General features: G+C 73.1%; 1 protein-coding gene. It reads left to right on the top strand.

Annotated features, from left to right (window positions below; all coding sequences use genetic code 11):
• Nucleotides 1–14,964, top strand: coding sequence for a type I polyketide synthase (locus BM417_RS04770; protein ID WP_093588452.1), 14,964 nt, complete (start codon nucleotides 1–3; stop codon nucleotides 14,962–14,964).
• Nucleotides 14,965–14,989 lie beyond the last annotated feature (25 nt).

Genomic DNA, 14,989 nt, shown 5'->3' with positions numbered 1-14,989 from the left:
GTGTCCAACGAGGAACGGCTGGTCGAGTACCTGCGCCGGGTGACCGCCGACCTGCAGCGGACGCGCACGCGCCTGCAGGAGATCGAGTCCGGCGAACCCGAGCCGATCGCCGTCGTCGGCATGAGCTGCCGCTACCCCGGCGGCGTGGCGTCGCCGGACGACCTGTGGGAACTGGTGCGCGAAGGCCGTGACGCCATCACGCCGTTCCCGGACGACCGCGGCTGGGACCTCGCCGCCCTGACCGGTCAGGATCCCGACCAGCGCGGCGCGAGCCACACGGCGGCGGGCGGGTTCCTCGACGACGTCGCCGGGTTCGACGCCGAGTTCTTCGGCATCTCGCCACGGGCCGCGCTGGCGATGGATCCGCAGCAACGGCTGTTGCTGGAGTCGTCGTGGGCGCTGTTCGAGGACGCCGGCATCGACCCGGCGAGCCTGCGCGGCGGACGGACCGGTGTGTTCGTCGGCGCGTCCTCGTCGGGCTACGCCAGCGGCTTCCCGGAGGCTCCGGAAGGCCTCGAGGGCCACCTCCTGACCGGCAACGCGGGCAGCGTGATCTCCGGACGGCTCGCGTACCAGTTCGGGCTGGAGGGGCCCGCGGTCACGGTGGACACGGCGTGTTCGTCGTCGTTGGTGGCACTGCATCTCGCCGCACAGGCGCTGCGCGCGGGGGAGTGTTCGCTCGCGCTCGCCGGTGGCGTCATGGTGCTCGCCTCGCCGACGTTGTTCGTCGAGTTCTCGCGTCAGCGCGGGCTCGCGGCGGACGGGCGTTGCAAGTCCTTCGCCGCGGCCGCGGACGGCACCGGCTGGGCCGAGGGTGTCGGGCTCGTCCTGCTGGAGAAGCTGTCCGACGCCCGGCGCAACGGTCACGAGATCCTCGCGGTGGTGCGGGGTTCCGCGGTCAACCAGGACGGCGCGAGCAGCGGGCTGACCGCGCCGAACGGGCCGTCGCAGCAACGCGTGATCCGGGACGCGCTGGCCGGTGCCCGCCTCTCTCCGTCCGATGTGGACGCTGTCGAGGCGCACGGCACGGGCACCCGGCTCGGCGACCCGATCGAGGCGCAGGCCGTGCTCGCGACCTACGGCGGCGACCGGCCCGAACCGCTGTGGCTCGGTTCGCTGAAGTCGAACATCGGGCACGCCCAGTCCGCCGCCGGAGTCGGTGGCGTGATCAAGATGATCCAGGCCATGCGGCACGGCGTGCTGCCGAAGACGCTGCACGTGGACGAGCCGACGCCGCACGTCGACTGGGCGGCGGGCAACGTCCGGCTGCTCACCGGCACGACACCGTGGCCCGAGACCGGAAGGCCGCGCCGAGCGGGCGTGTCGTCGTTCGGGATGAGCGGCACCAACGCGCACGTGATCCTGGAGCAGGCCCCGGCCGTTGATCCCGCGGAGGCGCCCGCGCTGCCGGTCACGCCGGTGCTTCTCTCCGCCCGCACGGCGACCGCGCTGCGCGAGCAGGCTCACCTGTTGTCCACTGTGGATTTCGAGCTGCCGGAACTGGCGGCCGCCATGGCGACTCGCGGCGGTCTGGAACACCGTGCCGTCGTGGTCGCTTCGGACCGGGACGCGCTTCGCGCCGCTCTGCGCGACTTCGACGTCGTCCAGGGGCAGCCCGGTGGGAAGACCGCGTTCCTGTTCTCGGGTCAGGGATCGCAGCGGACCGGCATGGGCCGCGAGCTGTACGAGGCCTTCCCGGCCTACGCGTCGTCGTTCGACGCGGTGTGCGCGCTGCTGGATCCGCGGCTTCGTGAGGTCCTGGATTGTGCGGAACTGGACCGCACGGAGTTCGCACAGCAGGCGATCTTCGCGCTGGAAGTCGCGTTGTTCCGGTTGCTGGAGTCCTGGGGTGTCCGGCCGGACTTCGTGCTCGGGCACTCGGTGGGGGAGATCGCCGCGGCGCACGTCGCCGGGATCTTGTCGTTGGAGGACGCGGCCGCGCTGGTCATGGCGCGCGGACGGCTGATGCAGGCGTTGCCCGAGGGTGGCGCGATGATCGCCGTGCAGGCAGGCGAGGACGAGGTTCTGCCGCTGCCGGACGGGGTCTCGCTGGCCGCGGTGAACGGGCCGTCCTCGGTCGTGCTCTCCGGGGCTGAGGACGCTGTTGTCGCTGTTGCCTCCCGGTTCGCGAAGACCAAGCGCCTCAACACGAGCCACGCCTTCCACTCGGCGCTGATGGAACCGATGCTCGCCGAGTTCCGCACGGCTCTCGCCGGGCTCACCTTCGGCGCGCCGACGATTCCCGTTGTGTCCACAGTGGAGGAATCGGCGGCGTGGGACGCGGACTACTGGGTCCGCCAGGTGCGGCAGCCGGTCCGGTTCCACGCAGGCGTCGAACGCCTGCGCGCCCAGGGCGTCACGGTGTTCGCCGAGATCGGTCCGGCCGCGGTGCTCACCCCGCTTGCCGACGACGTGACTCCGTTGCTGCGCAAGGACAAGTCGGAACCGGAGACGGTCATCCGCGGGCTGAGCACCCTGTACGTCCGCGGCACGGCCGTCGACTGGCCGAGGTTCTTCGGCGGCGCCCGGCGGCTCCCGCTGCCGCACTACCCGTTCGAGCACGAGCGGTTCTGGCTGGCCGCACCCGCCTTGACCGGTGACGTCAGCGCCGCCGGACTCACCCGCCTCGACCACTCGCTGCTGGGCGCCGCGCTGGCGCTCGCCGACGGTGACGGGTTCCTCTGCACGGGCGTCCTCTCGCCGCGATCGCACCCTTGGCTCGCCGACCACGTCGTGCTCGGTACGACGCTGGTGCCCGGCACCGCCTTCGTCGAGCTGGCCCTGCGCGCCGCCGAGCAAGCCGGGTGCGACCGGATCGACGAGCTCACCATCGAGGCGCCGCTGACCTTGACCGACAGCGGAGCCGAGATCCAGATCGCCGTCGGCGCTCCCGGCCTGGACGGTGCCCGCGGCCTGCGCATCCACGCGCGCCCAGCGGGTTCGGCGTTCGACGAGCCCTGGACCCGGCACGCCACCGGCACCCTGTCCACGGCAGGCCGGTCCGCCACGGGGTCCGCAGAGTGGCCGCCCGCGGGAGCCGAGGTCCTGGACGTCGACGACCTCTACGCCCGGTTCGCCGACCGCGGTTTCGACTACGGCCCGGCGTTCCAGGGCCTGCGCGCTGCCTGGCGGCGTGGCGACGACGTCTTCGCCGAGGTCGAGCTGCCGGACTCGGCGCACGCCGCCGGGCGGTTCGCGCTGCACCCCGCGCTGCTCGACAGCGCGTTGCACGGGCTGGCGTTCGGTGTGCTGCCGGACACCGGCGCGGGCAGGGTGCCCTTCTCCTGGACCGGCGTCACGGTGCCCGCGCGCGGCCGTTCGGCGCTGCGGGTCCGGTTGTCCGCCACCGGATCGGACACCGTCACTCTCGTGGCCACCGACGAGACCGGACAGCCGGTCGCCGCCGTCGAAGGGCTGACCGTGCGGCCGGTCGCCGTGCCGCGGCAGTCCCTGTTCGCGGTGGACTGGCCGCAGCTTCCCCCAGGCGGGACGTCCGAGTACATCCGGCCGACGTTCCTGGTGGTCGGCGGCGGTACGCACGCCGTTGCCACTCAGGCCGCCGAGCCCGCGTCCGACGAACGCCTGGTGGTCGACGGTGGCGTCGACCCCGCTGCTGCGCTCTCCGCGACCACTCAGGTGTTGAGAGAGCTGCAGAACTGGCTCGCCGCCGAGCACGCGCCCGACGAACGCCTCGTGATCGTCACGCGCGGTGCGGTCGCCGTGGAGGACGAGGCCGTCACCGATCTCGCCGGCGCGGCCGTGCGGGGGCTGGTGCTGGCGGCGCAGGCCGAGCATCCCGACCGGTTCGTGCTGGTGGACACCGACGACCTGGCGGGCGTCACGCGGTTCCCGGCAGGGGAGCCGCAGTTCGCCGTCCGCGGTGGTCGCGTGTTCGTACCGCGGCTGGTGAGGGCCGCCGCGCCCGCCGGCGATCCGCTGGACTGGGACACGGTCCTGATCACCGGGGGCACCGGCGCGCTCGGGTCGGCACTCGCCCGGCACCTGCTCGACCGCGGCACCCGCCGTGTCGTCGTCGCCACCCGCCGGGGGCAGGACGCACCCGGTGCGGCCGCGCTGACCGGGCTCGGCATCGAGGTCGTGGCCTGCGACGTCACCGACCGGGACGCGGTCTCCGCACTGCTCGGCTCGTTGCCCGGTCTCGACGCCGTGGTGCACGCGGCCGGCGTGCTCGACGACGGCGTGCTGGACTCGCTGACGCCGGAGCGGCTCGCCACCGTGTTGCGTCCCAAGGTGGACGCGGCCTGGTTGCTGCACGAGCTGACCCTTGGCACCGGACTGTCGGCGTTCGTCGTGTTCTCGTCGGTCGCCGGTGTCTTCGGTGCGGCCGGGCAGGCGAACTACGCCGCCGCCAACGCCTATCTCGACGCACTGGTGGCGCACCGCAGCGCCGCCGGACTGCCCGGCACCTCGATGGCCTGGGGCGCCTGGGAGACCGGCATGGCCGCCGACGCACCGCTGGGCGGCCTCGTTCCTCTGTCCACAAAGGATGGACTGGCCCTGTTCGACGCCGCACTGGCGGCCGGTCGGGCCGTCACGCTGCCGGTGCGGCTGGACCTGGCCGCGTTCCGCACGGGGCAGGTGCCGGCGCTGCTGCGCGGCCTGGTGCGGCCGTCGGCCCGGCGCGCTGTGCCCGGTTCGGCGTTCGGTGAGCGGCTGGCCTCCGTTCCCGCCGCCGAGCGCGAGGCGCTGCTGCTGGAACTGGTCCGGACCGAGGCCGCGGCCGTGCTGGGCCACGAGCCCGGCACCAGGATCGACGTGAGCAAGGCGTTCAGCGACATCGGGTTCGACTCGCTGACCGCGGTCGAGCTGCGCAACCGGCTCGCGGAGGCGACCGGGCTGCGGTTGTCGTCGACACTCGTGTTCGACCACCCCGGCGCGGCCGCGCTCGCCGCGCACCTCGGCGCCGAAATGCTGGGCACCTCGATCTCCGCCGCGCCGGCCGCGGTCGTCGCGGCCGACGAGCCCATCGCGATCGTCGGCATGAGCTGCCGGTATCCCGGTGGCGTCACGTCGCCGGACGACCTGTGGCGGTTGGTGGCGGAGGGCAGGGACGGCGTCGGGGAGTTCCCGGACGATCGCGGCTGGGACGTCGAGTACGACCAGGACCCGGGGCGGACCGGTACCACCTACACCCGCGAGGGCGGGTTCCTCTACGACGCGGCGGAGTTCGACGCGGCGTTCTTCGGGATCAGTCCCCGTGAGGCCGTCGCGATGGACCCGCAACAGAGGTTGCTGCTGGAGTCCTCGTGGGAGGCGTTCGAGAACGCGGGCATCGCTCCCGACTCGGTGCGGGGCAGCCGCACCGGTGTCTTCGCGGGCCTGATGTACCACGACTACGGCGCCCGGATCACGACCGCGCCGGCGGATCTCGAAGGCTTCCTCGGGATCGGCAACTCCGGCAGCGTCCTTTCCGGACGGATCGCCTACTCGTTCGGGCTGGAGGGCCCGGCGGTCACCGTCGACACGGCGTGCTCTTCCTCGCTGGTCGCGCTGCACCTCGCCGCTCAGGCGCTGCGCTCGGGCGAGTGTTCGCTCGCGCTCGCCGGCGGTGTCACCGTGATGGCGACCCCGGCGACGTTCCTCGAGTTCTCGCGCCAGCGCGGGCTCGCGGCGGACGGGCGCTGCAAGTCCTTCGCCGCGGCGGCCGACGGCACCGGCTGGGGCGAGGGTGTCGGGGTCCTCGTGCTGGAAAGGCTTTCCGACGCCCGGCGCAACGGGCACCGCGTGCTCGCCGTCGTGCGTGGCTCGGCGGTCAACTCGGACGGCGCGTCCAACGGGTTGACGGCGCCGAACGGACCGTCCCAGCAACGCGTCATCCGGGCCGCGCTGGCGACCGCGGGCCTGACTCCGTCCGATGTGGACGCCGTTGAGGCGCACGGCACCGGTACGCGGCTCGGTGACCCGATCGAAGCTCAGGCGTTGCTGGCGACCTACGGCCAGGAACGCTCGGAGGGGCCGTTGTGGCTGGGTTCGGTCAAGTCGAACCTCGGGCACACGCAGGCCGCGGCGGGTGTCGCCGGCGTGATCAAGATGGTGCAGGCGTTGCGGCACGGGCTGTTGCCCAGGACGTTGCACGTCGACGAGCCGACTCCGCAGGTCGACTGGACCGCGGGTGAGGTTCGGCTGCTGACCGAGCCTGTCGCGTGGCCCGCGGGTGACCGCGTCCGTCGCGCCGCGGTGTCGTCGTTCGGGATCAGCGGCACCAACGCCCACGTGCTGCTGGAAGAAGCTCCGGACGCGCCCGTTGCTGCCGCCTCTCGCGAACTGCCGGTGGTGCCGTGGGTGCTCTCGGCCAAGTCCCCGGACGCGCTGCGCGAGCAGGCGCGACGGCTGCTCGCCGCGGCCCCGGACCTGCCGGTGTCCGCGGTGGCCCAGGCACTGGCCGGTGGTCGCGCGGCGCTGGACCACCGTGCGGCCGTCGTCGGCGCCGACCGTGCCGAACTGCTGCGCGGGCTCGAGGCCGTCGCTTCGGGGACGCCCGCTGCGGATGTCCACATCGGACGCGCTGGGGCCGGCAAGGTCGCGTTCCTGTTCACCGGTCAGGGTTCGCAGCGCGCGGGCATGGGACGCGAACTGTACGAGGCGTTCCCGGCCTACGCCTCCGCGTTCGACGCGGTCTGCGCGCTTCTGGATCCGCGGCTGCGCGAGGTCCTGGATTCCGCGGAGCTGGATCGCACGGAGTTCGCGCAGCAGGGGATCTTCGCGCTCGAGGTGGCGTTGTTCCGGCTGCTGGAGTCGTGGGGTGTCCGGCCTGGGCTCGTTGCCGGGCACTCCGTCGGCGAGATCGCCGCCGCCCACGTCGCCGGGATCCTGTCGTTGGAGGACGCGGCCGCGCTGGTTGCCGCGCGCGGCCGGTTGATGCAGGCGTTGCCCGAAGGTGGCGTGATGATCGCGGTCCAGGCGTCCGAGGAGGACGTTCTGCCGCTGCCGGACGGAGTCTCGCTCGCCGCGGTCAACGGGCCTTCGTCGGTCGTGCTCTCCGGAGTCGAGGAAGCAGTTGCCGCGGTGGCCTCCCGGTTCGCGAAGACCAAGCGGCTCAACACGAGTCACGCGTTCCACTCGGCGCTGATGGAGCCGATGCTGGCCGAGTTCGGTGCCGCGATCGACGGTCTCGACTGCGCACCGCCGTCGATCCCGTTCGTGTCCAGTGTGGACGTTTCGGCGCAGCTGTCGCCGGAGTACTGGGTGCGGCAGGTTCGCGAGCCCGTCCGGTTCGCCGACGCCGTCACGCGGTTGCGGGAGCAGGGCGTCACGGAGTTCGTCGAGATCGGCCCCGACGCCGTTCTCGCCGCGATGGTGGACGGTGCCGTTCCGCTGCTTCGTGCGGGACGTGCGGAGGCCTCCTCGGTACTCACGGCGCTCGCCCGGCTGCACGTACGCGGTGTCGAGCCCGACTGGGCCGAGGTGTTCGCGGGCACCGGCTCGGCGCCGGTCGACCTGCCGTCCTACGCCTTCGAGCGCAGCCGGTACTGGCTCGACGCGGCGCCGGTCGCCGACGTGGCCGCACTCGGTCAGTCCGCGCCCGGCCACCCGCTGCTGAGCGCCGCCGTCGAACTGCCGGACGCCGGGACGGTGTTCACCGGCACGCTGTCGACGCGGACCGCGCCGTGGCTCGCCGAGCACGAGGTGCTGGGCGAGCCGCTGCTTCCCGGCGCGGCGTTCGCGGACCTCGCGTTGTGCGCGGGGGCCGAGCTGGGGTGCCCGGTCGTCGACGAGCTCACCCTCGCCGCGCCACTGGTGCTGCGCGGTCAGGTGTCCCTGCGGGTGACCGTCGGAGCTCTGATCGACGGGCGACGACAGCTGACAATCCACTCACGACAGTCCGATGAGGACTCTTGGACGTTGCACGCCACTGGAGCGGTGAGCGCTTCCGGTGTGCAGAACGACGACCTGACGGACTGGCCTCCTGCGGGGGCGACCGAGGTACCGGTCGGCGATCTCTACGACCGCGCCGCGGAACAGGGCTTCGGCTACGGCCCGGCGTTCCAGGGGGTGCGGGCGGCCTGGCGGCACGAAGACACGGTGTTCACGGAGGTCGAACTGCCGCAGGACCGCGTGGCGGAGGCCGGGGAGTACGGCCTGCACCCGGCCCTGCTCGACGCGGCCCTGCACGGTGTCGGACTCGGCGCGTTCGTGGCCGATGGAGCGTTCCTGCCCTTCTCCTGGACGGGTTTGTCCTTGGCCGCGACGGGTGCGGCGTCGCTGCGGGTGCGGATCCGCCCGGCCGGTCAGGACGCGATCAGCCTGACTCTGGCCGACGCGACCGGACGGGGAGTGGCGAGCGTGCGCTCGCTGGCGTTGCGTCCGGTGTCGGCGAACCAGACGACGCGGCCGGAGGCGTTGCACCGGCTGGAGTGGGTGCGCGCGGCGGACACCGGCGTTCGACCGGTGATCGTGGCCGGTCTTGCGGACGCTGGCTCGGTCCGCCCCACGATCGTGGCCGGTCTTTCCGCCCTCGCTGACCCGGTGCCCGCCGTCGTCGCGATCGAATGGGCACCGCACGACCTGGCCGACGCCGTCACGCGTGCTCTCGACCTCGTGCACACCTGGGTCGCGGACGAGCGGTTCACCCACTCCCGCCTGGTCCTCGTGACTCGCGGGGCCGTGGCCACCCGCTCCGGCGAGGACGTCACCGACCTCGCCGCTGCCGCCGCCCGCGGCCTGCTGCGCACCGCCGCACAGGAGTACCCCGGCCGGTTCGGCCTGGCCGACCTCGGGCCGGACGACGAACTCCGCGCGTTGCCCGACGAGCAGGAGGCGGCCGTCCGCGACGGCCAGGTGCTCGTGCCGCGACTGGCCAAGGTCACCGGGCACGGCGAGGCCACGACCATCGCCGACCCGCACGGGACCGTCCTGATCACCGGCGGCACCGGTGCCCTCGGCGCCGCCGTCGCCCGGCACCTCGCCGGGCAGGGGGCCGGGCACCTGCTGCTCACCTCACGCCGAGGTTTGGAAGCAGAGGGCGCGAAGGCTCTCGTCACGGAGTTGGAGGCGGCCGGCTCCCAGGTCACGGTCGAGGCGTGCGACGTCGCCGACCGCGGGGAGCTCGCCGCGTTGCTCGATACCGTTCCGGAGGACCGCCCGCTCACCGCGGTGGTGCACGCGGCCGGGGTGCTCGACGACGGCCTGCTCTCCGCGCAGGACCCCGCCCGGCTCGCCGCGGTCCTCGGCCCGAAGGCCGACGCCGCGAGGTACCTGCACGAGCTGATCTCAGATCAGGTCGAACTCGTGCTGTTCTCCTCCGTCGCAGGGGCTTTCGGCAGTGCGGGCCAGGCCGGTTACGCGGCCGCGAACGCCTACCTCGACGCCCTCGCCTCCCACCGGGTCGCGCAGGGGTTGCCGGCGCGGTCGCTGGCCTGGGGACCGTGGCTGGACGGTGGCATGGCCGCCGGGCTCGCCGACGCCGAGCGGCGCCGCATCGAACGCAGCGGCCTGCGCCCGATCGACACCGCCACCGGACTGGCGCTCTTCGACGCCGCCCTGGCGCACGGCGAACCGGTGCTGTGGCCGGTGAAACTCGACCACGGGGTCCTGCGCGGCCAGGGCGAGCGACTCCCGGCGATCCTGCGCGGGCTCGTGCGAGTCCCCGTCCGCAAGGCGGCGGCGAAGCGCGCCGGCAGGGACCGCAAGGCGTTGCTCGACCTCGTGCGCGCCGAGTCCGCGGCGGTGCTCGGCCACGGCTCGGCCGCAGCCATCGAGCCGGACCAGGCGTTCTCGGAACTGGGGTTCGACTCACTGACCGCGGTCGAACTGCGCAACCGGCTCGACGCCGCCACCGGGCTCCGGCTCGCCGTGACCGTCGTGTTCGACCACGCGACGCCCGCCGCCCTGGCGGACCACCTCGAAGCCGAGCTGACCGGTGAACGCGCCGACGTGGCCGCGCCGGTGACCCTGGCCGTGGACGAGCCCGTCGCGATCGTCGGGATGAGCTGCCGGTACCCCGGCGGTGTCACCTCGCCGGACGACCTCTGGCGGCTGGTCCTCGACGGGCGTGACGCCATCGGGGAGTTCCCGGCCGACCGCGGCTGGGACGTCGAGTACGACCCCGACCCCGAACGGTCCGGCACCACCTACACGCGCGAGGGCGGGTTCCTCTACGACGCGGCGGAGTTCGACGCGGCGTTCTTCGGGATCAGTCCGCGCGAGGCACTTGCCATGGATCCCCAGCAGCGGTTGCTGCTGGAAGCGTCGTGGGAGGCGTTTGAAAGTGCGGGGATCGACCCTGGTGCCATGCGCGGTAGCCGCACCGGTGTGTTCGCCGGCCAGATGTACCACGACTACGGTGCCCGGCTGACCGACGTGCCGGAGGGTGTGGAGGGGTTCGTCGGCATCGGCAACTCCGGCAGTGTCCTGTCCGGACGCGTCGCCTACTCGTTCGGGCTGGAGGGTCCGGCGGTCACCGTCGACACGGCGTGCTCGTCGTCCTTGGTCACCCTGCACCTCGCCGCCCAGGCGCTGCGGCAGGGCGAGTGCTCGCTCGCGCTCGCCGGCGGTGTCACCGTGATGGCGACGCCGGCGACGTTCGTCGAGTTCAGCCGTCAGCGCGGGCTGGCGCCGGACGGTCGCTGCAAGCCGTTCGCGGCGGCCGCCGACGGCACCGGCTGGTCCGAGGGCGTGGGCGTGCTGGTCCTGGAACGGCTGTCCGACGCGCGACGCAACGGCCACCGCGTGCTGGCGGTGGTGCGGGGCTCCGCGATCAACTCGGACGGCGCCTCGAACGGCCTCACCGCGCCGAACGGGCCCTCGCAGCAGCGGGTGATCCGCCAGGCGCTTGCCGCCGCCGGCCTCGGACCGTCCGATGTGGACGCTGTCGAGGCGCACGGCACCGGCACCCGGCTCGGCGACCCGATCGAGGCCCAGGCGGTTCTCGCCACCTACGGCCAGGACCGGGAAACGCCGCTGTGGCTCGGTTCGGTCAAGTCGAACCTCGGGCACACGCAGGCCGCGGCGGGTGTCGCGGGCGTGATCAAGATGGTGCAGGCGTTGCGGCACGGTGTGTTGCCGCGGTCCCTCCACGTCGACGAGCCGACTCCGCACGTCGACTGGAGCGCCGGTGAGGTCCGGTTGCTGACCGAGCCCGTCGCGTGGCCCGCGGGTGGCCGCGTTCGTCGCGCCGCGGTGTCGTCGTTCGGCATCAGCGGCACCAACGCGCACGTCATCCTCGAAGCGGTCCCGGAGCCGGAAGCCGTTGTGGTGGCACACCCGTGCCCGCCCTTCGTTCTTTCGGCCAAGTCACCGGCTGCTCTGCGAGCGCAGGCGACTCGGTTGCGCGAACACCTGACCGCTCATCCCGAGCAGACACCGGCGGCCGTGGCGAAGGCACTGGTCGGCCGGACCCAGCACGCCCATCGGGCGGTCGTCGTCGGTGACGTGCAGGCGGGACTGGCTGCGCTCGGCAACGGGTCCGGCGCCGTGACCGGAGCGGTCGTGCCGGACGGGCGGACCGCGTTCCTCTTCACCGGCCAGGGTTCGCAGCGGGCGGGCATGGGCAGGGAACTGTACGAGAGCTTCCCCGTCTACGCCGAGGCTTTCGACGCGGTCTGCGCGCACCTCGACCCGAGGCTGCCTGAGGTCGTCTTCGGCGGCGGGCCGGAGCTGGACACGACGGAGTTCGCGCAGCAGGCGATCTTCGCACTGGAGGTCGCGCTGTTCCGGCTGCTGGCGTCGTGGGGCGTCGAGCCGGAGGTCGTACTGGGGCACTCGGTCGGCGAGATCGCCGCCGCCCACGTGGCCGGGATTCTGTCCTTGGAGGACGCCGCGACGCTGGTCGCCGCGCGCGGCCGGCTCATGCAGGCGCTGCCCTCGGGCGGCGCGATGATCGCCGTCCAAGCCTCTGTCGAGGACGTCCAGCCGTTGCCGGACGGTGTCTCGCTGGCCGCGGTCAACGGACCGGACTCCGTGGTGCTGTCCGGTGACGAGGACGCCGTCACCGCCTTCGCGGCGGGCTGGGCGACGACCAAACGGCTCAACACAAGTCACGCCTTCCACTCCGCGTTGATGGAACCGATGCTGGACGAGTTCCGCGCGGTCGTCGAAGGGCTGACCTTCGCCGAGCCGAACCTTCCCATCGTGTCCACAGTGGAGGGAAGCGACCCGGCCACCGCGGCACACTGGGTGCGCCAGGTGCGCGAACCGGTGCGGTTCCACGACGGAGTGGTGGCCCTGCGCGAAGTCCACGGCGTCACGGACTTCCTGGAGCTGGGGCCGGACGGCGTGCTGAGCGCGATGGTCGACGGTGAGGCCGTCCCGGTGCTGCGGGCGGGCCGTCCGGAGCCGGAGACCCTGATCACCGCGCTGGCCCGGTTGCACGTGCGGGGACGCCAGGTCGACTGGGCGGCGGGCTTCGGCCCCGGCGGTCACGTCGACCTGCCGGCCTACGCCTTCCAGCGGGAGCGGTTCTGGCTCGCCGCCAAGCCGTCCGGGGACGTCACCTCGGCCGGCCTGGTCGCGACCGGTCACCCGCTGCTCGCCGCGGTCGTCCCGCTGGCAGGGGAGGACGGTGTTCTCGGCACAGCAAGGCTTTCGCCGCGGACCCATCCGTGGCTCGCCGACCACACCGTTGGCGGAACCACGGTGCTTCCGGGTACCGCGCTGCTCGAACTGGTGCTGCGGACCGTGGCCGAGACCGGCTGCGACGTCGTCACCGAACTGACCCTCGAAGTTCCGCTCGTGGTGCCGGACCAGGGAGTTCAGCTCCAGGTCACGGTCGGCGTCGCCGAGAACGGGGAACGCCCGGTGCGCGTGCACGGCCGCCGGGACGACACAGAACCGTGGACCCGGCACGCCGTCGGCACGGTCGCGGAAGGCGCCAAACCGTTGGTGGCCTTGACCGAATGGCCGCCTCCCGGTGCCGAACCGGTGGCGATCGACGAGGTCTACCCGGGATTCGCCGAAGCGGGGCTGGGCTACGGACCGGTGTTCCAGGGGCTGCGGGCCGCCTGGTCGCTCGGCGAGGAGCTGTTCGCGGAAGTCGCACTTCCCGAGGCCACACCAGGGTTCCTGCTGCACCCGGCTCTGTTCGACGCGGCGCTGCACACGGCTGCGCTTAGGGGCGACGGCACGGCCCAGCTGCCGTTCTCCTGGAGTGGCGTCCACCTCTCGGCAGTGGGCGCGACCAGCCTGCGGGTCCGGCTCACGCCGGTACCCGAGGGCTTCGCACTGGCACTGGCTGACGGGACGGGAGCGCCGGTCGGCGTCGTGGACTCGTTGACGTTGAGGCCTTTCTCCGCCGACGTGCTCGGGGTGCGGGACGCGCTGTTCCGCGTCGACTGGGTCCCGGCGCCGGTCACGACGTCACCGTTCACCCGGTGCGAGGTGCTCGGCGACGACACCGACCTGGTCGCCGCGCTGAAGCAGGCGGGCGTCGAGGTGTCCGGGGAGAACCCGGACGTCGTCTTCCTGCCCGTACCGCGGATCGCTGGCACGGTTCCGAACGCTGTGCGCGAGACCGTCCTGTCGGTGCTCGGCACCGTCCGAGAGTGGGTCGCGGGCTCTGGGGCACGCCTGGTCGTCGTGACCCGCGGCGCCGTCGCGACCTCGCCCGGCGAGGACGTGCCGGATCTGGCGGCCGCGGCTGTGTGGGGCTTGCTGCGCTCGGCTCAGGCTGAGCACCCAGACCGGTTCACAGTCCTCGACCTCGACGATTCGGCTCCTGTGCTGACCGACGAGCCGCAGGCTGCTGTCCGGTCCGGGCGACTGTTCGTGCCACGGCTGGCCCGTGTCCGCGTCGGCGAGGGCGAGGTGCCGGCGACTTCCGGAACCGTGCTCGTCACCGGCGGGACCGGGGCGCTGGGTGCGGCCGTTGCCCGGCATCTGGCGGAACGGGGAGCACAGCACCTCGTGCTCGCCAGCCGTCGCGGCTCCACGGCGCCGGGCGCGTCCGAACTGGCGGACGAACTGCGTGAGCTCGGCGCGGACGTGACGCTCGTGGCGTGCGACCTCGCCGACCGGGACGCGGTGGCGGGGCTGCTCGCCGCCCACCCGGTCACGGCGGTCGTGCACACCGCGGGCGTGCTCGCCGACGGTGTCGTGGAAACCCTGACACCGCAGCAGGTCGAGACCGTGCTGCGGGCCAAGGCCGACGCGGCCTGGCACCTGCACGAGCTGGCAGGCGACCTCGACGAGTTCGTCCTGTTCTCCTCGGCCGCCGGCACACTCGGCACGCCGGGGCAGGCGAACTACGCGGCCGCCAACGCGTTCCTCGACGCACTGGCCGCCCACCGCCGGGCGGCGGGCCTGCCCGCGCAGTCCCTCGCCTGGGGCCTGTGGGCCGACGGCATGGGAGACGCGGCGCGCCGGGGCGCGGTCACCGCACTGTCCACTGAGGACGGACTGGCGTTGTACGACGCCTCCCGTGCCGACGGTGGCGCGGCAGTCGTCCCGATGCGGCTCGACCTCACGGTGCGGGGCGAGGTGCCCGCGTTGCTGCGAGGACTCGTCCGGACTCCGGCACGGGCGGCCGCGCCGGACCAACTGGTACAGCGTCTGGCGGCGGTGCCGGAAGCCGGTCGCCACGACCTGCTCGTCGGTTTCGTCCGCACCCAGGTGGCCGCCGTGCTCGGGCACTCCGACGCGGACGCCATTCCGGCCAGGCAGTCGTTCCGCGACCTGGGTTTCGACTCGCTCACCGCGGTCGAGCTGCGCAACCGGATCGGTGCCGCGACCGGCCTGCGGCTGCCCGCGACGCTGGTGTTCAGCTACCCGGACGCGACCGCGCTCGCCACGCACCTGGAGTCCGAGCTGCACGTCGAACCGGCCGAGCCGGACCTGACCGCGGTGCTCGCCGCGATCGGGGTCGACCGGCTGCGCGCGGCCGGGCTGCTCGAACCACTGCTGCGGCTCGCCGACCCCGCTGCCGTCACCACCGCCCCCATCGAAGCCTCGATCGACGCCATGGACGTGGACGACCTCGTCGCCCTGGCCCTCGACGGCGACCCCTCCTGACCTGATCGCGGAGACCCCACCATGG

Origin of the sequence: Lentzea waywayandensis (genome assembly GCF_900115955.1) — a bacterium.
GTDB lineage: Bacteria > Actinomycetota > Actinomycetes > Mycobacteriales > Pseudonocardiaceae > Lentzea > Lentzea waywayandensis.
The sequence above is the reverse complement of the archived record's forward strand: the minus strand, read 5'-3'. Positions and strand labels throughout refer to the sequence as shown.